At 62.4% G+C, this 18,784-nt stretch carries 18 protein-coding genes and 4 tRNA genes; 12 read left to right on the top strand and 10 right to left on the bottom strand.

The genetic code is table 11. From position 1 onward, the window contains the following. Positions 1-16: 16 nt before the first annotated feature. The 4 genes from ACGK9R_RS05435 to ACGK9R_RS05420 all read right to left on the bottom strand — a co-directional run bounded on the left by ACGK9R_RS05435 (position 17) and on the right by ACGK9R_RS05420 (position 516). Positions 17-91 (bottom strand) — tRNA-His (locus ACGK9R_RS05435). A gap of 55 nt (positions 92-146) precedes the next feature. Further along, positions 147-221: transfer RNA gene (locus tag ACGK9R_RS05430), tRNA-His, on the bottom strand. A 50-nt stretch (positions 222-271) separates the two neighbouring features. Continuing rightward, positions 272-348 (bottom strand) — tRNA-Arg (locus ACGK9R_RS05425). A gap of 91 nt (positions 349-439) precedes the next feature. Next, positions 440-516 (bottom strand) — tRNA-Pro (locus tag ACGK9R_RS05420). 198 nt (positions 517-714) lie between these two features. Here ACGK9R_RS05420 and folD point away from each other — a divergent pair. Further along, on the top strand, positions 715-1,569 hold the full coding sequence (folD, locus tag ACGK9R_RS05415) for a bifunctional methylenetetrahydrofolate dehydrogenase/methenyltetrahydrofolate cyclohydrolase FolD (protein ID WP_394578994.1): 855 nt from the start codon (positions 715-717) through the stop codon (positions 1,567-1,569). 41 nt (positions 1,570-1,610) lie between these two features. After that, positions 1,611-2,324: a 5'-methylthioadenosine/S-adenosylhomocysteine nucleosidase gene (gene mtnN / locus ACGK9R_RS05410; RefSeq protein ID WP_394578992.1), complete on the top strand. Its 714-nt coding sequence runs from the start codon at positions 1,611-1,613 to the stop codon at positions 2,322-2,324. 63 nt (positions 2,325-2,387) lie between these two features. Here mtnN and pyrC read toward each other — a convergent pair whose 3' ends face one another. Continuing rightward, a complete protein-coding gene (gene pyrC / locus ACGK9R_RS05405; RefSeq protein ID WP_394578990.1) occupies positions 2,388-3,425 on the bottom strand; it encodes a dihydroorotase in 1,038 nt (345 codons plus the stop codon). Between the two features lie 229 nt (positions 3,426-3,654). Here pyrC and ACGK9R_RS05400 point away from each other — a divergent pair, with 229 nt between their 5' ends. From ACGK9R_RS05400 to ACGK9R_RS05390, 3 genes are read left to right on the top strand one after another with little or no spacing between them, the layout of a single operon-like run. Beyond that, the gene (locus ACGK9R_RS05400) at positions 3,655-4,080 is read left to right on the top strand and encodes a hypothetical protein (RefSeq protein WP_394578988.1); all 426 of its coding nucleotides are present in this window, start codon (positions 3,655-3,657) and stop codon (positions 4,078-4,080) included. A gap of 21 nt (positions 4,081-4,101) precedes the next feature. Next, positions 4,102-5,394 carry an ATP-binding protein gene (locus ACGK9R_RS05395; protein WP_394578986.1) on the top strand — a complete coding sequence of 431 codons (1,293 nt, stop codon included), beginning with the start codon at positions 4,102-4,104 and terminating at the stop codon, positions 5,392-5,394. Positions 5,395-5,404: 10 nt separating this feature from the next. After that, the gene (locus ACGK9R_RS05390) at positions 5,405-5,944 is read left to right on the top strand and encodes a response regulator transcription factor (RefSeq protein ID WP_394578984.1); all 540 of its coding nucleotides are present in this window, start codon (positions 5,405-5,407) and stop codon (positions 5,942-5,944) included. Between the two features lie 51 nt (positions 5,945-5,995). Here ACGK9R_RS05390 and ACGK9R_RS05385 read toward each other — a convergent pair whose 3' ends face one another. Beyond that, positions 5,996-6,769, bottom strand: a complete 774-nt coding sequence (locus tag ACGK9R_RS05385; protein ID WP_394578982.1) for a 3-hydroxybutyrate dehydrogenase — start codon at positions 6,767-6,769, stop codon at positions 5,996-5,998. A gap of 154 nt (positions 6,770-6,923) precedes the next feature. Here ACGK9R_RS05385 and ACGK9R_RS05380 point away from each other — a divergent pair, with 154 nt between their 5' ends. Further along, positions 6,924-7,184 carry a GrxA family glutaredoxin gene (locus tag ACGK9R_RS05380; RefSeq protein ID WP_394578980.1) on the top strand — a complete coding sequence of 87 codons (261 nt, stop codon included), beginning with the start codon at positions 6,924-6,926 and terminating at the stop codon, positions 7,182-7,184. Between the two features lie 108 nt (positions 7,185-7,292). After that, entirely contained in the window at positions 7,293-8,057 is a 765-nt protein-coding gene (locus tag ACGK9R_RS05375; protein WP_394578979.1) for a DUF1338 domain-containing protein, read from the top strand. Positions 8,058-8,121: 64 nt separating this feature from the next. Here the strand turns inward: ACGK9R_RS05375 and ACGK9R_RS05370 are convergent, their stop codons facing one another. Together ACGK9R_RS05370 and ACGK9R_RS05365 are read right to left on the bottom strand one after the other, a co-directional pair. Then, on the bottom strand, positions 8,122-8,787 hold the full coding sequence (locus tag ACGK9R_RS05370) for a CoA transferase subunit B (protein WP_394578976.1): 666 nt from the start codon (positions 8,785-8,787) through the stop codon (positions 8,122-8,124). Between the two features lie 24 nt (positions 8,788-8,811). Continuing rightward, positions 8,812-9,510 (bottom strand): CoA transferase subunit A, encoded by a 699-nt coding sequence (locus ACGK9R_RS05365; RefSeq protein ID WP_394578974.1) that lies wholly within the window; start codon positions 9,508-9,510, stop codon positions 8,812-8,814. Positions 9,511-9,660: 150 nt separating this feature from the next. Between ACGK9R_RS05365 and ACGK9R_RS05360 the strand changes: the two genes are divergently transcribed. The 3 genes from ACGK9R_RS05360 to ACGK9R_RS05350 all read left to right on the top strand — a co-directional run bounded on the left by ACGK9R_RS05360 (position 9,661) and on the right by ACGK9R_RS05350 (position 12,409). Continuing rightward, positions 9,661-10,584, top strand: coding sequence for a LysR family transcriptional regulator (locus ACGK9R_RS05360; RefSeq protein ID WP_394578972.1), 924 nt, complete (start codon positions 9,661-9,663; stop codon positions 10,582-10,584). Between the two features lie 50 nt (positions 10,585-10,634). Then, a complete protein-coding gene (locus ACGK9R_RS05355) occupies positions 10,635-11,516 on the top strand; it encodes an acyltransferase (RefSeq protein WP_394578970.1) in 882 nt (293 codons plus the stop codon). A 122-nt stretch (positions 11,517-11,638) separates the two neighbouring features. Further along, positions 11,639-12,409: a LysM peptidoglycan-binding domain-containing protein gene (locus tag ACGK9R_RS05350; RefSeq protein ID WP_394579730.1), complete on the top strand. Its 771-nt coding sequence runs from the start codon at positions 11,639-11,641 to the stop codon at positions 12,407-12,409. An 80-nt stretch (positions 12,410-12,489) separates the two neighbouring features. On the opposite strand, the gene gcvT is transcribed toward ACGK9R_RS05350, so the two are convergent. Together gcvT and ACGK9R_RS05340 are read right to left on the bottom strand one after the other, a co-directional pair. Next, on the bottom strand, positions 12,490-13,602 hold the full coding sequence (gene gcvT / locus ACGK9R_RS05345) for a glycine cleavage system aminomethyltransferase GcvT (RefSeq protein WP_394578968.1): 1,113 nt from the start codon (positions 13,600-13,602) through the stop codon (positions 12,490-12,492). A 77-nt stretch (positions 13,603-13,679) separates the two neighbouring features. Beyond that, positions 13,680-15,080, bottom strand: coding sequence for an alanine/glycine:cation symporter family protein (locus ACGK9R_RS05340; protein WP_394578966.1), 1,401 nt, complete (start codon positions 15,078-15,080; stop codon positions 13,680-13,682). Between the two features lie 308 nt (positions 15,081-15,388). Between ACGK9R_RS05340 and gcvH the strand changes: the two genes are divergently transcribed. Next, positions 15,389-15,775: a glycine cleavage system protein GcvH gene (gcvH, locus tag ACGK9R_RS05335; protein ID WP_394578964.1), complete on the top strand. Its 387-nt coding sequence runs from the start codon at positions 15,389-15,391 to the stop codon at positions 15,773-15,775. Positions 15,776-15,850: 75 nt separating this feature from the next. Then, the gene (gcvP, locus tag ACGK9R_RS05330; protein WP_394578962.1) at positions 15,851-18,748 is read left to right on the top strand and encodes an aminomethyl-transferring glycine dehydrogenase; all 2,898 of its coding nucleotides are present in this window, start codon (positions 15,851-15,853) and stop codon (positions 18,746-18,748) included. Positions 18,749-18,784: the final 36 nt, after the last annotated feature.

Genomic DNA, 18,784 nt, shown 5'->3' with positions numbered 1-18,784 from the left:
CAGCGCGAAAGGTTAATGGGGTGGATGATGGGGATCGAACCCACGACCACCGGAGCCACAATCCGGGGCTCTACCACTGAGCTACATCCACCATAACCTTGCTGATAACGCTTTTTACTGACACCTGAGAACGCTTGCCTCGTCAATGGGGTGGATGATGGGGATCGAACCCACGACCACCGGAGCCACAATCCGGGGCTCTACCACTGAGCTACATCCACCATTGACACCCGGGCAAAACGCCTTGCCTGCTACACACCACGGCCAGCGATGGCACGCCCAGCAGGACTTGAACCCGCAACCTACGGCTTAGAAGGCCGTTGCTCTATCCGGTTGAGCTATGGGCGCGCAACAAGCATTCCTACCGCCGAACGCTTATGAGCACTGGACCACAACCAACGCCTGGAAAAGCCGGTTGTCACCTTCTGCGTCAAGTGCATGGTCGGGATGGAGGGATTCGAACCCCCGACATCCTGCTCCCAAAGCAGGCGCGCTACCAGACTGCGCTACATCCCGAATGCGACGCTTGACGCTACCGCGTGCTCGTCTCAAGCGAGGCATATACTACTGTTTTTGATTTTAAAGTCAAGACTTATAGGCGCTACCACGTGCTGCTTTGCCTGCCCGCCCCAACATGCGAAAATCGCCGATTCGCCGGCGGCGCAACCCGCGCCGGCCCTGAACAAGCTCTCACCTCCATAGGAATTTCTTTACATGACCGCCCAACTCATCGATGGCAAAACCATCGCCGCTAATGTCCGCCAACGCGTTGCCGAAAGAACCGCAGCCCGTACCCAGGCAGGCGGCCGCGCCCCCGGATTGGCCGTGGTGGTGGTAGGCGATGATCCGGCCTCTCATGTGTACGTCAACAACAAGCACCGCGCCTGCGACCAGGCCGGTATCCTCTCGTTCAAACATGAGCTTTCCGCCGACGCTTCCCAGCAGGAGCTCGAAGCGCTGGTCGACCAGCTCAACGACGACCCCACCGTCGACGGCATTCTGGTCCAGCTACCGCTTCCGCCCCAATTGGATGCCCGTCCGATTCTGGAGCGTATTCACCCGGACAAGGACGTCGACGGCTTTCACCCCTATAACCTGGGACGACTGGCGCAGCGCTCCCCTTCGCTTCGCCCCTGCACGCCGAAAGGCATCATGACTCTTCTGCGCGAAACCGATATCGAGATTCGCGGTCTCGATGCCACGATCGTCGGCGCTTCCAACATCGTGGGTCGCCCCATGGCACTGGAGCTAATGCTGGCGGGCTGCACGACCACGGTTTGCCACCGCTTTACCCGCGATCTCGAAGCCCACGTGCGTCGCGCAGACCTGGTCGTGGTGGCCGTGGGCAAGCCAGGGCTGGTCAAGGGCGAGTGGATCAAGCCCGGCGCGGTGGTGATCGACGTGGGTATCAACCGCCAGGAGGACGGCACGCTGGTCGGTGACGTGGACTTTCAGGCCGCGTCCGAGCGCGCCCGCTTCATCACGCCGGTGCCCGGCGGAGTCGGCCCGATGACCGTGGCGACGCTGCTTGAAAATACCCTGGAAGCCGCCGAGATCCACGACGCCTAAGCGCCATCACCTCATTCACACTCGATAGGGAGTACGTCCGAGTGCAACGTATTGGAATCATCGGCGCGATGGCGCAGGAAGTCAGCATTCTGGCTGGCCAGCTCGAAAACGCCGAGCGCGTCGAGCACGCCGGCTTCGTGTTTTATAGCGGCACGCGCCACGGCCTTGAAATCGTCATTCTGCAGTCCGGTATCGGCAAGGTGAACGCCGCGGTGGGTACCGCCGTACTGCTCGAGCGCTACGCGCCCAAGGCCATCATCAATACCGGCTCCGCCGGCGGGTTCGCCGAGGATCTCGCCATCGGCGATATCATCATCTCGAGCGAAGTGCGCCATCACGACGTCGATGCGGTCGTGTTTGGCTACGAGCCAGGCCAGGTGCCGGGCATGCCCGCCGCCTATCAGGCCGACCCGCATCTCTGTGAGGTAGCCCGCTCGGCAATCGCCAGGGTGGGCGAGGTCAAGGTGCGCGAAGGCTTGATCGCGACCGGCGACGCCTTCATGGCCGACCCGGCGCGCGTTGCCGCCACGCGGGCGCAGTTTCCCGCCATGCTCGCCGTCGAAATGGAGGCTGCGGCCATCGCCCAGACCTGCCACCTCTACGGCTGCCCGTTCGTGGTGATCCGGGCGCTGTCGGACATTCCCGGCGCCGGCGACAACCACCTCTCTTTCGAACAGTTTCTCACCATTGCGGCGGATCACTCCTCGCGCATGGTCGATCAGATGCTGCAAACGCTTGGAAGCCCTGGCGCCTGATCCTCTTGCTCAAACCAGAACGGGGCCGAAAGGCCCCGTGATTCGACGTGAGAGCAAAAGCGCTTAGCGCTTGAGCGACCAGGCCAGCTCCTCCTCGGCCATCATCGGCACGATCGAGCGGCCATCGTCAAAGCCGTAGTGGCTGGGTAGCGAAAGCGGGCGGCGTTCGAGCGTAATGGTGTCGGCGTTGGGCTCAAGACCATAGAAGCGCGGGCCGTTGAGGCTGGCGAAGGCTTCGAGCTTGTCGAGTGCGTTCATCTGCTCGAACGCCGTGGCGTAGAACTCGATCGCCGCCGGCGCGGTATAGGCGCCGGCGCATCCGCAGCTCGACTCCTTGTCGCCCTTTTCGTGCGGGGCGCTGTCGGTGCCGAGAAAGAATTTCGGGCTGCCGCCGGTCGCGGCTTCAAGCAAAGCCTGGCGGTGCTCCTCGCGTTTTAGAATCGGCAGGCAGTAGTAGTGCGGGCGAATCCCGCCGGCCAACATCCGGTTGCGGTTGAACAGCAGGTGATGAGCGGTGATCGTGGCGCCCAGCGTATCCGGCCCCTGAGCGACGAACTCCGCCGCCTGCCGGGTGGTGATGTGTTCGGACACCACCTTGAGCGCCGGATGGCGTTCGAGCAGCGGCTTCAACACGCGCTCGATGAACACCGCCTCACGATCGAAAATGTCGATATCGTTGTCGGTGACTTCACCATGAATCAAAAGCGGCATACCGACGCGCTCCATGGCCGCAATGGCGCCAGCGCAGTGTTTGATATCGGTAACGCCGGACGCCGAATTGGTAGTGGCTCCCGCCGGGTAGAGTTTGACCGCCTTGACCACGCCGCTCTCAAACGCCTTTTCGATCTCCTCGGCGGTCGTGGTATCGGTGAGATAGAGCGTCATCAGCGGCTCGAAGCGGCTTCCCGGCGCGAGTGCTGCCAGAATGCGCTCGCGGTAGGCCAGCGCCTGGGCGGTGGTGGTCACCGGCGGCTTCAGGTTGGGCATGATGATCGCGCGGCCCATCTGCGCGGCGGTGTGGTTTACGACCGCCTTCAGCACTTCGCCGTCGCGCAAGTGAAGGTGCCAGTCATCGGGGCGGGTCAGCGTAATAGAGTCCACGGACAATCCTGTTTCAAACGGTGATTGAAAAAAGGGATGAAAAAAGAGTGGCGCAGAGTATACCTGAAGCCAGCCGGTATGAATCCACTCACTTGATCGACCCCCGGGGGCCACAGCGCCGTGCAAGTGTCGTATCATGGCACGCAAAAGCGTTGCACAACCGTATGTCAATTCGCTGCCTTGACCCCGTTTACCGAAAAAGCACACTGTTGAAGGATCTTGCCCACCCATGCAAAACGTGAGGCGCTACGCCGATATTCTGACCAGCATCGAAGGGCTGATGTGGCTGACGTTCTCCTGGTCCATCTGGGCGTCTGTTCATCGCGGCAGCACCGAGCCGACCATCGCCATGCTGCTGGTAGTGGGCACGCTGCTTCTGTTCAGCTGGGCGCACAAACCGATGCGCTTTCTGCTGCGCCGCTACCACGTGCGTAAGCGGCGCACGGATATGTGGATCCACACCCTGGCGCTGCCTCTTCTGCTGGCGATGCTCTTGCACATCCTGCTCGAGACGCTCCTCGGAAGTGCCTGGCTTCCGCCGAAGATTCTGGTGTTCAACTTTCTTGCCACCGCAGGCTGGCTGACCTACGTGATGACGCTTTTCATCAAGTTCATCATTCACTCGGTCAAGACCCGACGCGCTCAGCACTCCTGACCGACTCAAAAGACGCTTCTCATGCAAACCGCCCTGCCGCTACCGCTGTCGACTCCCAACCGTAACCTGGTGCGCCTGACCATCGTGCGCGGCATCACCTGGACGGGGTTTCTGCTGGCGATCATCGTCGGCGTCGAGATTCTGGCCTTTGAACTCGAGGTCACCGCGGTCATTAGCGTGGTGGTGGCGATGGGCGTACTCAATATCATCACCTGGTGGCGGCTAGGCCGGCCGCGGGCGGTCAGCCATCTCGAGTATCTGCTGCATCTGCTGGCGGACATCGCCGGGCTGACGCTAATTTTCTACTTCACCGGCGGCTCGACCAACCCGTTCATCACCTACTACCTGGTACCGGTGACTATCGCCGCGGCGACGCTGCCCTGGCGTCACGCCTGGATCATCGCGGCTTGCGCCATGGCGGGCTACAGCTACCTGATGTTCGATTACCACCCCATCGCCCAGCTGAGTCATATCGACAGCGACAGCCTTTTGAACCTGCACGTGCTGGGGATGTGGCTCAACTTCGGGCTCTCGGCGGGGCTGGTGACGTTTTTCATCTACAAGATGGCCCACGCCTTGAGGAGCCGCGACAAGGCGCTGTCGCGCACCCGCGAGGCGGCGCTGCGCAACGAGCAGGTGCTGGCGGTCGCCACCCAGGCCGCCGGCACCGCCCATGAGCTGGGCACCCCGCTTTCGACCATGGCGGTGCTGTTGAAGGAGATGCAGGCCGACGCCGCCCAGGGCTCGACGCTAGAGGAGGACATCGCGCTTTTGCGCCAGCAGGTCGACGTATGCAAATCGCGCCTTCAACACCTGGTCACCAACGCCGACCGGCGACGCATGGCCGAACCCGAAGTGCAGGATGGCGAGGTCTGGCTTGCCAGCGTGATTCAGCGCTGGCTGGTGATTCGGCCGGACGTCACCCATACGCTGGACGTGCAAAACCGCCGCGGCCGCCCCTGGCTTCTGGTCGACGCCACTCTCGATCAAGCGCTGACCAATCTTTTGAACAATGCCGCCGACGCCCACCCGGAGCAGGTCGCCATTCGCCTGGACTGGTTCGATGACAACGTGATCATCGACATTCGCGATCACGGCCCGGGGGTGTCGATGTCAATTGCCGACCAGCTCGGCGATACGTTCGTTTCGACCAAGAGCAAGGGTATGGGCATTGGGCTATTTTTAACCCATGCCACCATCAACCGCTTTGGCGGCGGCGTAAGCCTCTACAATCACCCGGAAGGCGGCACGCTGACCGAAGTGACGCTGCCCAGATCCGACGCGCCGGAGCGCCAGCGCTCCGCTCATCAATAGTGAGATGACCATGCAGACACAAGACCAGCGCCTTTTGATCGTGGACGACGACGACGTGTTCTGCCACGTATTGAGCCGCGCGCTGACCCGCCGCGGTTACGACGTCAAGGTGGCCCACGACGCCGAGCAGGCGCTCGAGATCGCTACCTCCTTCAGCCCCTCCCTGGCAACGCTTGATTTGAAGCTCGAGCATAGCTCCGGGCTAAAGCTACTGCCGGATCTGCTCAAGATCGCGCCCCAGTGTCGGGTGGTGGTGCTCACCGGCTACTCGAGCATCGCCACCGCCGTCGAGGCGATCAAGCTCGGCGCGGTGCACTACCTGTGCAAGCCGGTGGATGCCGACGATGTGATCGCCGCTTTCGACCACGACGGCGGCGACCCGGATATCGAGCTTGCCGACAACCCGCCCTCGATCAACCGGATCACCTGGGAGCACATTCAGAAGGTGCTGCAGGAGCACGACGGCAATATTTCGGCCACCGCCCGGGCGCTGGGCATGCACCGGCGCACGCTCCAGCGCAAACTGCAAAAGCGCCCGGTCAGGCGCTAATGGCGAGGGAGTAAATGGTGAAGGGAGAGGAGTGAAAGGCCAGGGGGCGCTCTAGTGCGCCGTCCAACCCAGGTCGATATTCAGACTCGAGCCGGTAATTGCGCCGGCGGCGTCGGAGCATAGATAGCTCACCAGTTGCGCGACTTCCGAGGGGTCGATCAGCCGCTTGATGGCGGCGTCCTTGAGCATGATCTTCTCGATCACCTCCTGCTCATCCATATTGTGCATCTTCGCCTGGTCGGCGATCTGATTGTCGACCAGCGGCGTTTGCACGTAGGCGGGGCAGATCGCGTTGGCGGTGATACCCTGCTCGCCACCTTCCAGCGCGGCGGTTTTGGTCATCCCGATCAGCCCATGCTTGGCGGTCACGTAAGCCGCCTTACCGGGTGAGGCGACTTGGGCGTGAATCGAGGCGATATTGACGATGCGCCCCCAGCCGTTTTCGCGCATCGACGGCCACGCCTCCTTGGTCAGCAGGAACGGTGCGGTCAGCATCAGGTTCATGATCGCCTGCCACTTCTCCTCGGGAAACGATTCGATCTGGCTGACGTGCTGGATGCCGGCGTTGTTGACCAGGATATCGACACGGCCAAAGCGCTTGATCGCTTCCTTGACTGCGCCCTTGCACGCCTCCGGGTCGGTCAGGTCGGCCTGGTGAAAGACCGCGCCGTGCTCGCTTGCGACCTTTTCGCCGGCCTCATTGAAGTCCACCGCCAGCACCTGAAACCCCTGCTGGCAGAAGTGTTCGACCACGCTTGCGCCGATGCCGCTGCTGGTACCCGTGACCAGCGCCACCCGGGGCGTTTTATCCGCACTTGCCGACATACCCGTCTCCTTTACTAAGAAAAAGTCCATAGCCTGTAGAGCGAACTTCAGTATAGGCCTCCTGGGACTCAATGGATCAACCTCCGCCGTTATTGTTCAACGCAGGCCATTCGCGCGACAATAGCCCCAACACGCCTAACCCCAAGGAGACATCATGTTCGTGGTAATTTTTGGCCGCATGAGCTGCCCGTTCTGCGTTCGCGCCAAGCAGCTCGCTGAGCAGCTTGAAAACGCTCATAAAATAGAGGGTTACCGTTATGTGGATATGCCATCGGAAGGCGTGACCAAAGAGGATATCGCCAAGACCGCCGGTAAACCGATCCACACCGTGCCCCAGGTATTCATCGACCAGAACCACATTGGGGGCTTTAGCGAGTTCGCCGAGTACGTGCGCGACAACGACCTACTCGCTTGATGCGTTGATAGCAACCCGTTTGCTTTGGAACCCGCGTGACGCCTTGCTGCCTATACTCCGAAGGCTTTGTATCCAACAAGACCGCCTCAGTCGGCAAGGAGTTGCGCCATGCACCGTGAAGAGTTCGAACGCCAGCTCTGGCTCGATTATATTCATACCCACCCGGATCTCGGTGGGCTGGGCATCTGGCCATTGGACGTCAAGGCCGATTACCTCACTCTGCTCACCCTCAATCACGGCCCCTTCAGCGCTCAAAAGCTTACTCAGACGCTTCACCGCATGGGCTATGTCAGTGCCACCCAGTACGCGCTGGCCGACAAGGGGCTGATCATCCACCTTCTGGGCGCCCCGCAGAGCAGCTGGCTGATTCTGGTCGAACTGCAGCTCGGCGCGCTGTGCACCACCCCCCGCGATGCGCTGCTGGCGCTGATCGAACAGAGCCACCCCCAGGACTGCAAGGGGCATAATCTGCTCTGCCGCGGGCGGCCCTGGCCGATGCCCTCCTGGGCGCTCTACCAGCAGCTCGAGGCAGAGCATCCGCTGGCGGCCTGGCTTGCCGCCATGGGGCCACGGCTTCACCACGCGGGGTTCAGCTGTCAGTCGCTTGGCGAACCGATGGCCGCACTCGACAAGGCGCTCGAAAGCGCCGGCATGCAGTGCGCGTGCAACCATCAGAACGGCGTTTTTCCGGTATCGAGCGCGCTGGAGCACCACTTCTACCCGGCCATGCCGCAAAAGGTCGTGTTCAGCCAGGGCGACGAGCATCGGCTCTGCTTTGGCGGGCTGGCGCTGGCGCAGAAGGTATTGAACGACACGGGAGCAACGATCGGGGAAGAGCTTCTGCCGCCGCATACGAAATGCGAGATGGCGTAGCCGGAAATGGCATGAAGCGAAAGAGATGGCGCCAAACGCCATCTCGGTCATGGAGGGTGATGTTTCAGGCGTCGTCGAAGGTCATTTCCGGCACGTGATCGGGTACGATCAGCTTGCCTGCAGTTTTCTCCTTGATCTCCTCGACGCTTACGCCCGGGGCGCGCTCCTTGAGAATGAACGCGCCGTTCTCGATTTCCAGATAGGCCAGATCCGTCAGCACGCGGTTGATGCAGCCCGCGCCGGTCAGCGGCAGCTCGCACTTTTCAAGAAGCTTCGATTCGCCGTGCTTGGAGGCGTGGGTCATGGTGCAGATGATGTTCTCGGCGCCGGCCACCAAATCCATCGCCCCACCCATGCCCTTGATCAACTTGCCCGGAATCATCCAGGAAGCGATGTTGCCGTTCTGATCCACCTCGAAGGCGCCCAGTACGGTCAAGTCCACGTGGCCGCCGCGGATCATGGCGAACGACTCCGCCGAGGAGAAAATCGCCGCCCCCGGGCGCGCGGTGACGGTCTCTTTGCCGGCGTTGATCATGTCCGGGTCGAGCTCTTCTTCGCTTGGGTAGCGCCCCATCCCCAGCAGGCCGTTTTCCGACTGCAGCATTACGTCGATGCCCTCGGGCACGTAGTTGGCCACCAGCGTCGGAATGCCGATGCCCAGATTGACGTAGAAGCCATCCTTCAATTCCCGCGCCACGCGCTGCGCCATCTGTTCTCGTGTTAACGCCATGTTGATTACCTCGAAGTCGGTGAGTTAGCTACGAACCGTGCGCTTTTCGATACGCTTCTCGAAGGAGCCCTGGATGATGCGATCGACGTAGATACCGGGCGTGTGAATCTGGCTCGGGTCCATCTCGCCGGGCTCGACGATCTCCTCTACCTCGACGACGGTAATTTTGCCAGCGGTCGCGGCCATCGGGTTGAAGTTCTGGGCGGTGTGGCGGTACATCACGTTGCCGTAGCGGTCCGCTTTCCAACCCTTGACGATGGCGAAATCGCCGATCAGCGCTTCTTCGAGAATGTAGTGGCGCCCGCCGAACTCGCGCACCTCCTTGCCTTCGCCGATGGGCGTGCCGTAGCCGGTGGCGGTGTAAAACGCAGGAATACCCGCGCCGCCGGCGCGCATACGCTCGGCAAGCGTGCCCTGGGGCGTGAGCACGACCTCGATATCGTCGTTGAGCATCTGCTGCTCGAACAGCGCGTTCTCGCCGACGTAGGAGGCGTAGATCTTACTGATCTGGCGCTTTTCGAGCAAAAGCCCCAGGCCGAAACCATCGACGCCGCAGTTGTTCGAGGCAACGGTCAGATTCTTGACGCCGCGCCGCTTGATTTCGCCAATCAGATTCTCGGGAATGCCGCAAAGCCCGAAACCGCCGGCAATGACGGTCATACCGTCCTCGATGCCTTCCATCGCTTCTTCATAAGAAGCGACCCGCTTGTCGAATCCTGCCATGTGTCACCTCGCTTGGTCGAAAGGGGCTGAACTAACAAAGTAGCTGACTTGAAAAAACGTGTCGGTCGAGATTCAGTGTTGTGCCTGGCAATATATTTGTTAAGTTTGTTTTTCTTATCAATTAATTTAAATAAATCATAAAGAGCCGCCATGACCGTCAAACAGCTGCGCGCCTTTCTGGCCGTTGCCCAAACGCTCAGCTTTACCCAGGCCTGCGAGCACCTGCACCTTTCCCAGCCAGCGCTTTCGCTGGCCATCAAGGGGTTGGAGGAAGCGCTCGGGGGCAAACTGCTGATTCGCAGTACTCGCCACGTTCGGCTGACCCCGGAGGGCGAGTCGCTGCTGCCGCTGGCCAAACACCTGCTGGCGCAGTGGGAAAACACCGAAGAGCGGCTGCGCGAGCGCTTCACGCTGCAGCTTGGCCGCCTGAGCGTCGCCGCCATGCCCTCGTTTGCCTGCAGCCTGCTGCCGGAGGCGCTTGCGAGCTTTCGCCACCTGCACCCGAAAATCAACGTGACGGTGCACGATGTAATCAACGAAGACGTGATGGAGATGGTTCGCGCCCGCCAAGTGGAGATCGGCATCGTCTTTGCGCCGGAAGGCATGGGCAGCTTGACCTTCACCCCGCTTTTCGAAGACACCTTCGTGGCTGTGCTCCCACCCGAGAGCCCGCTGAATGATGTGTCGCTGAGCTGGGCCAACCTGCTCGCCCAGGACATGATTACCCTACAGCGCCCATCAAGAGTGCGCCGGCTGCTCGAAGAGGGCCTGGCGGGGCAGCATCTCGAACTCACCGTTGCCTTCGAAAGCCACCAGCTCTCTACCGTCGGCAGCATGGTCGCCCGCGGGCTTGGCGTCAGCGCCGTGCCGTCGATGTGTATCCCGTTGATGCACGCGCTCGGGGCGCGCTGCGTGGCGCTTGACGATACGCCCATCGCCTGCCGGGTGGGATTGCTCAGCCATCAGGAGCTGTCGGTTGCCGCCCAGGCGCTGCGCACGGTATTGACCGATACCGTCGCCCCTCTGTTCGAGGCCCGCTGGCAGCACCGGGGAGCCGGATTTGCTGGGAACTAACGCCTTGATCCTTTAGGATTTGGCTCGATATCGATAAAAAGGAGAAGCGCATGTCGGCGATCAAGGGAGCCGGGAGTATCCTGTTTTTTGTGCTCAGCACGCTTTTCTGGGGCGTGCCGCTGATCCTTTTGACTTTTCTCAAGGTGGTGGTGCCGGGGCGCCGCGCCCGCCAATGGATACTGGACCGGCTCTGTGCCGTGGCGCTCAACTGGATCGGGCTCAACCTGTGGTGGATGAAGCGTTGGCTCAAACCGCAGGTGACCATCGACGTTCCCGACTCCTTGAGCCCGGATCAATGGCTTCTGGTGATCTCGAACCACCGCAGCTGGACGGACATCTTCATCCTGTTCATGGCGCTTCACCGCCGCATTCCCATGCCGCGCTTTTTTCTCAAGCACCGCTTGATCTGGATTCCCATCGTTGGCCTTGCCTTCTGGGCGCTGGAGTTTCCGTTCATGCGCCGTTTCTCGCGCGAACAGATTGCCAAAAACCCGAAGCTCGCTACTATTGACAGGGATTCGACGGAGCGCATGTGTCGTCAGGCACGCCACGCGCCCATTTCGATCTACAACTTCGTCGAGGGCACGCGCTTTAGCGTGGCCAAGCGCGAGGCGCAGCAGAGCCCGTACCAGCACCTGCTGCGCCCCAAGGCCGGTGGCGTCGCCCAGGTGCTCGGGCTGATCGGCGATCAGCTCGACGCGGTGGTGGACGTTACCATCAGCTACCAGAACCCGGCTCCCTCCTTCTGGACTTTTCTCTGTGGCAAGGAGGCGCCGGTGACGCTGACCGCGCGCAAACTCGAGATCCCTCAGTGGATGCACGCCGCAAGCTATCATCAACAACCGCAGCACAAGGAACGCTTCCACGCATGGATCAACTCACTCTGGCAGGAAAAAGACGCGCTGCTGGAAACCCTCAGCGATCACGATTAGCGCTTCTGCTCGGCGTTTGCCTAGTGGCAGGTGTGCTCGGCGGGTGCGCGGGCTCCCCGCCCTCGTCCGGTCAGCGCGTGGCGGTAAGCAGTGACTCGGCCGACACGATCAACGGCCGGTGGATCGAAGTGAGCCGTGGCGATACCCTGGGCCAGCTTGCCGCCCGCGCCGGAGTGCCCATAGAGCGCCTGGAGCGCTTCAACCCCGGCGTCAACGCCCAGCGTTTGGCGGTGGGCCAGCGGCTGTTGATCCCCACCCAGCAGGAGCGTGCCCCCTCCGGCGGGCCTTACCGCTACCAGATCCGCTCGGGCGATACCTTCTCCGGCGTGGCGCGCCACTTCGGCACCACCTCCGGGCGTATTCAGAGCGCCAACCCCAGCACTTCGCCGACCGCGCTACGGGTGGGCCAGGTGATCAGCGTGCCGCTAAGCGCCTCATCAGCGCGGGCCACGGCCTCTTCGGGGTCGTCTTCGTCAGCGAGCTCTTCTGCGCCCAAGCCAAGCGCCAGCGTGCCTTCCTCGGCGCGCAACTGGCCCTGGCCGCTGGAGGATTACCGCGTCGTGCGCCGCTTCGGCACCGACAGCCGCGGCACGCTTCAGCCAATGCTGCTGGCAACCCAGGCCGGCGCTCGGGCTCAGTCGGTCGCCCCCGGCGAGGTGCGCTTCGCCGACGGCATGCGCCAGCTCGGCGAGGTGGTCATCGTCCATCACGACGACAACCTGCAGAGCGTCTACGCGCTTTGCGATCGCATTCTGGTCAGCACCGGCCAGCGTGTGAACACTGGCGAGCCGCTTTGCGAGGTCGGCCAGAGCAGCGCCACCCAGCGCTATGATCTGCTGTTTGACCTGCGCCTGGGCGGCCAGCCCATCGACCCTCGCCAGGTACTGCGCTAGCAGCATTTGATTGATTGCCACGCACCAAAAAGCCCCGACCGCCTGGTTGGGGCTTTTCGCGTTTGGTGAGGGCTTGGCGTTTAGCCGCGGTAGTAGCCCGGCGTGACGAAGGGAGTTTTGGTCACGGTCATCGGCAGTTTCTTGCCGCGCACCTCTGCGTAGACCACGCTCTCGGGCGCTTCGAACTCCCGCGCGACGTACCCCGTGGCAATGGGTTTACCCACGCTCGGGCCAAAGCCGCCGGAGGTCACCACGCCAATCTCTTCGCCCTGCTCATCGAGAAGGCGCGCGCCTTCGCGCACCGGCGCTCGGCCATCCGCCACCAGGCCGACACGCTTTCGCGTGTGATCCTTCGCGTCGACCTGGTGAAGCACCACGTCGGCGCCGGGAAAGCCGCCGGCGCGCTCGCCGCCGTGGCGCCGCGGTTTGCCGATCGCCCAAATCAAACCGGCCTCGACTGGCGTGGTGTCCATATCCATGTCGTGACCGTAAAGACAGAGCCCGGCTTCCAGGCGCAGCGAGTCCCGCGCGCCCAGGCCGATCATCTCTACTTCCGGTTCGTCGAGCAGCTGCCTGGCGAATGCCTCGCACGCCTCTTGCGCCACCGAGATCTCGAAGCCATCCTCGCCGGTGTAGCCGCTACGGCTAATCCATACCGGAAAGCCGCACACTTCGAAGCGCCCGTGCTGCATGAACGTCAGCGCGCAGGCCTCGGGGCAGAGACGCTGCATCACTTCGGCCGCTTGCGGGCCCTGCAGCGCCAGAAGCCCGCGCTCGAGCACGTCGATCTCGTGGGTGTTACCGAGCGTGGCGCGCAGGTGCGCCAGGTCCTGGTCGCGACAGGCCGCGTTCACCACCAGGTAGAAGTGATCACCGGCGTTGACCAGCATCAAATCGTCGATGATGCCGCCTTCAGTACCGATAAAAAGCCCGTAGCGCTGGTGATTCACCTCAAGCCCGACCAGGTCCGCGGGAATCAGCGACTCCAGCGCCTCGGCGACATCCGGCCCCGATACCGCGATCTGCCCCATGTGCGACACGTCGAAAAGCCCACAGGCGCGGCGGGTGTGCTCGTGCTCCTTCTTGACGCCCAGCGGATACTGCACCGGCATATCGAAACCGGCGAAGGGCACCATTTTAGCGCCCAGCGACTGGTGCAGCGCGTGCAGCGGCGTTTTCTTCAATTCAGTCATGCATCGTTCCTCACATCGAAAGCGCCGGAAAGCGGTAATCGCTTTCCGGCTCGCCCAACGTCCTTTCGTTTTCGCGATTAGCGGTCGTGATCCAGCGCTTCACCAGGCAGTACGTCCTTGCCGGCGAAGTAGTCCCGCGCCAGTTTGAACACCACCGGCGACAAAAGCGCCAGCGCGATCAGGTTGGGAATCGCCATCAGCGCGTTGAAGGTGTCCGCCATCAGCCAGATGAAGCCGAGCTGGGCCATCGCGCCCAGCGGCAGCGCCAGTACGAACAGCACCCGATAGAGCATGATCGAGCGCGTGCCGAACAAGAACTGAAAGCACTTCTCACCGTAGAACGACCAGCCCAGAATGGTGGTGAAAGCGAAGATCGCCAGCGCCACCGCCACGATCTGGTTACCAAAACCGGGCAGCGCCGCATCGAAGGAGAGCGCGGTGAGCGAAGCGCCCTCTTCGCCGGTCTGCCACACCGTCGAGGTCAGGATCACCAGTGCGGTAATGGTGCATACCACGATGGTATCGATGAAGGTGCCGAGCATCGCGATCAGGCCCTGGCGGACCGGGTTTTTGGTCTGCGCCGCAGCGTGGGCAATCGGCGCGCTACCCAGGCCCGCTTCGTTGGAGAAGATACCGCGCGCCACGCCGAAGCGAATCGCCGCCATCACCGCTGCCCCGGCAAAGCCGCCGGCCGCCGCGATCGGGTTGAAGGCGTAGTAGAAGATCAGCCCGAACGCCTCACCGAGCTGCCCGGCGTTGACGACGAGCACGGCAAGCCCCGCGAGCACGTAGGCGATACCCATGATCGGCACGAGCTTGCCCGCGACCTTGGCGATACGCTTGATGCCGCCCAGAATCACCGCGCCGGCCAATACCATGATCACCACGCCGGTCAGCCAGTGGGGCACACCGAAGGTGGCGTCCATGGCATCGGCCACGGAGTTGGCCTGCACGGTATTACCGATACCGAAGGCCGCGACCGCGCCGAAAAACGCAAACAGCACGCCCAGCCACAGCCACTTTTTCCCGAGGCCGTTCTTGATGTAGAACATCGGCCCGCCGACGTGGGAGCCGGTGCTGTCGGTTTCGCGGTAGCGTACCGCGAGCACCGCCTCGGAGAACTTGGTCGCCATGCCGACCAGTGCCGTGATCCACATCCAGAACACCGCCCCCGGCCCGCCGAGGGCGATCGCCGTGGCCACGCCGGCGATATTGCCGGTACCCACGGTGGCGGAAAGCGCGGTCATCAGCGCGTTGAACGGCGAAATTTCACCGTCGTCGGTTTTCTGCTCTGCGCCCTTGGCGCGTTTGGGGTCGCGCCCCTGCCACATGAGTTTGAAGCCCATGCCGAGTTTTCGAATCGGCATGAGCTTCAAACCCACCTGAAGATAGATCCCCACACCCAACAGCAAAATGAGCATCAAGGGGCCCCACACCACCCCGTTAACGGCTCCCACCAGACTTGTTAGAGTCTCCACGTCCTTCTCCTTCCCTTGGGGCATTGCTGCGCGAATGCCGAATTTTTTATATAGCCAGTGACGCGCCCTCGCCAGGCGGCGTCATCCCCGACCCGTTTGAACGATTGCTCAAAGCCTCATCGCTTATCAAACGGGCGTTAGCCCTGTTTTACACCATTCCCCCCGGCGCCCGCCACGACGCTGGTATAATTTCACCCTTCGAAACGCGATCCGCCGCCAACGCCTGGGCGCGCGCGTCAGGCTCGCCAAGGGCCCCGTTCAAGCGCTACCATGTTTCGGTCACGATAACCGTTCAATAGGGAAACGACATGAGCAACCTGCCTTCCAACCTTCGCTACGCCAAAAGCCACGAGTGGGTACTCGACAACGAGGACGGCACCGTCACCGTCGGGATCACCGATCACGCGCAGCAGGCGCTGGGTGATGTCGTGTTCGTCGAGCTGCCGGAAGTAGGCCAGTCGCTAAGCCAGGGCGATGAATTCGGCGTCATCGAGTCGGTCAAGGCCGCCTCGGATCTCTACGCGCCGGTCAACGGCGAAGTGATCGAAGTCAACGAAGCCCTCGAGGACGCGCCGGAAACCGTCAACGAATCCCCCTACGAGGAAGGCTGGATCATGAAGGTGCGTATCGATAGCACCGACTTCGGTGATCTGCTCGACGCCGACGCCTATCAGGCCACGCTCGCCGACGAGTAATATCAGGGCGCCCGCTTGCCCGGGCGCCGCCTGCCTTGCCCTGCCCGGCTTCTTCACCACGTTGGGAATGTTCTCATGTCTTTTGAAACACGCCGTTTGGCCGAACTGGCCGACCATGACGCTTTCATCAAACGCCACAACGGCCCCGGCGAGCGCGACGTAAGCGCGATGCTCGCCGCACTCGGGATGGAGCATATCGAGGAGCTGATCGATAAGACCGTCCCCCGGGACATTCGCCTGGGCCGTGAGCTTGCGCTCGACGAGCCCCAGGGCGAGGCCCAGGCGCTTGACTATCTTTCCCGGCTGGCGCGTCAGAACCGGGTCGCCAAAAGCTATATCGGGCAGGGCTATTACGATACTCACCTGCCGGCGGTGATTCAGCGCAACGTGCTGGAGAACCCGGGCTGGTACACCGCCTACACGCCCTATCAGCCGGAAATCTCCCAGGGCCGCCTGGAAGGGCTTTTGAACTTCCAACAGGTGGTCATGGACCTGACCGGCATGGAGCTTGCCAACGCCTCTCTATTGGATGAAGCCACGGCGGCGGCGGAGGCCATGGCGCTTTGCAAGCGCGCCAACAAGAAGAGCAAATCCAACGCCTTTTTCATTGCCGACGATGTGTTCCCGCAGACCATCGACGTGGTCAGAACGCGCGCCGAGTGCTTCGGCTTCGAGCTGATCGTTGCGCCAGCGCAGGCGCTTGAAGAGCACGACGTGTTCGGCGCGCTGTTTCAGTACCCGAGCGCCAGCGGCGCAGTCACCCCGCTTCAACCCCTGATCGAGACGGCCAAGGGGCGTGGCGTGATGAGCTGTGTAGCGACCGACCTTTTGAGCCTGGTGCTTTTGAAGGAGCCCGGCGCGATGGGTGCGGATATCGTCATCGGCAACTCCCAGCGCTTTGGCGTGCCAATGGGCTTTGGCGGCCCCCACGCGGCGTTTTTCGCCACCTCTGACAAGCTTAAGCGCTCGATCCCCGGGCGTATCATCGGCGTTTCTCAGGACAGCCGCGGCCAGACCGCGCTGCGTATGGCGATGCAGACCCGCGAGCAGCACATTCGCCGCGAGAAAGCGACCTCCAACATCTGCACCGCTCAGGCACTGCTGGCCAACATCGCTGGCTTCTACGCCACCTACCACGGCGCTGAAGGGCTCAGAAAGATCGCCGCCCGGGTGCACCGTTTGACCACGCTGCTGGCCCAGGGGCTCGAGCAGGCCGGCATCGAGCTTGCCTTTGAGAGCTGGTTCGACACGCTGCGCCTGACTGGCGTGGACGCAGGCAAGATCCACGGCCGGGCGATGACCGAAGAGATCAACCTGCACTACTTCGAAGGCGGCGATATCGGCGTAAGCCTGGATGAAACCACCAGCGCCCACGATCTCAATACGCTGTTCGACGTGCTGCTCGGCGACGAACACGGGCTTTCGCTGCCGCTGCTCGAGGAGCAGGTGCTCGAGGCGCAGCGCAGCGGTATTCCCGCGGCCTATCGCCGTGAAAGCGATTTTCTAACCCACCCGACCTTCAGCCGCTACCGCAGCGAAACCGAGATGCTGCGCTATCTGAAACGCTTGGAGAACAAGGACCTGTCGCTGGCCCACGCCATGATTCCGCTGGGCTCTTGCACCATGAAGCTCAACGCCACCAGCGAAATGCTGCCGATCTCCTGGCCCGCGTTCGCCAAGCTGCACCCCTTCGCGCCCCGCGATCAGGTGGCGGGCTATCACCAGATGATCGACGAGCTGGCGGCGTTTCTGGTCGAAATCACCGGCTACGACCATGTCTCGATGCAACCCAACTCCGGCGCCCAGGGCGAGTACGCCGGTCTTCTGGCGATCCGCCGCTACCAGGCCGCCAACGGTGAAGGCCACCGCAACGTCTGCCTGATTCCAAGCTCCGCCCATGGCACCAACCCGGCCTCCGCGGCCATGCTGAGCATGGACGTGGTCGTGGTCGAGTGTGACCGTCAGGGCAATGTCGACCTTTCCGATCTCACCGCAAAGGCCGAGCAGCACAAGGATCGCCTCTCGGCGGTGATGATTACCTACCCCTCGACCCACGGCGTGTTCGAGTCCCACGTGCGCCGCGTGTGTAAGGTCGTGCACGATAACGGCGGCCAGGTCTACGTCGATGGCGCCAACATGAACGCCCAGGTCGGCCTGACGCGTCCCGGCGACTTCGGCGGCGACGTGTCGCACCTGAACCTGCACAAGACGTTCTGCATTCCGCACGGCGGCGGCGGCCCGGGCATGGGGCCGATCGGGGTGAAAGCGCACCTGGCGCCGTACGTTGCCAACCACGTGGTCACGCCGATCAGCGGCGTGAAAATCGAAGGCGGCGCGGTCGCGGCGGCGGCCTTCGGTAGCGCCTCGATCCTGCCGATCTCCTGGGCCTATATCAAGATGATGGGCGCGCGCGGGCTGCGCGAGGCGACCCAGCTTGCCATCCTTAACGCCAACTACATCGCCAAGCGCCTCGAAGAGAGCTACCCGATTCTGTATCGCGGCGAAAACGCCACCGTGGCTCACGAGTGCATCATCGACATTCGCCCGCTCAAGAGCGACTCCGGTATTACCGAAGAGGATATCGCCAAGCGGCTGATGGATTACGGCTTCCACGCGCCGACCATGTCGTTCCCGGTGCCGGGCACGCTGATGATCGAGCCGACGGAGTCGGAGTCACTTTACGAGATCGACCGCTTCTGCGATGCGATGATTGCGATTCGTGAAGAGATCAAACGGGTCGAGAGCGGCGAGTGGCCCCGGGACAATAATCCGCTGGTCAACGCCCCGCACACCCAGCGCGACCTGGCCGACAGCGACTGGAGCCGGCCCTACGAGCGCGCACTCGGCGCCTTCCCTTCCGAGGCCGTGCTGGCGGCGAAGTACTGGCCCTCGGTCAACCGGGTGGATAACGTGCTCGGCGACCGGCAGCTGATCTGCTCCTGCCCGAGCATCGACGACTACCGCAGCGAATAGTCGTCCCGCCCGGAGCGGTCGGGCCAGAAACCAGAA

This window comes from Halomonas sp. HNIBRBA4712 (assembly GCF_043558675.1).
Lineage (GTDB): Bacteria > Pseudomonadota > Gammaproteobacteria > Pseudomonadales > Halomonadaceae > Vreelandella.
The sequence above is the reverse complement of the archived record's forward strand: the minus strand, read 5'-3'. Positions and strand labels throughout refer to the sequence as shown.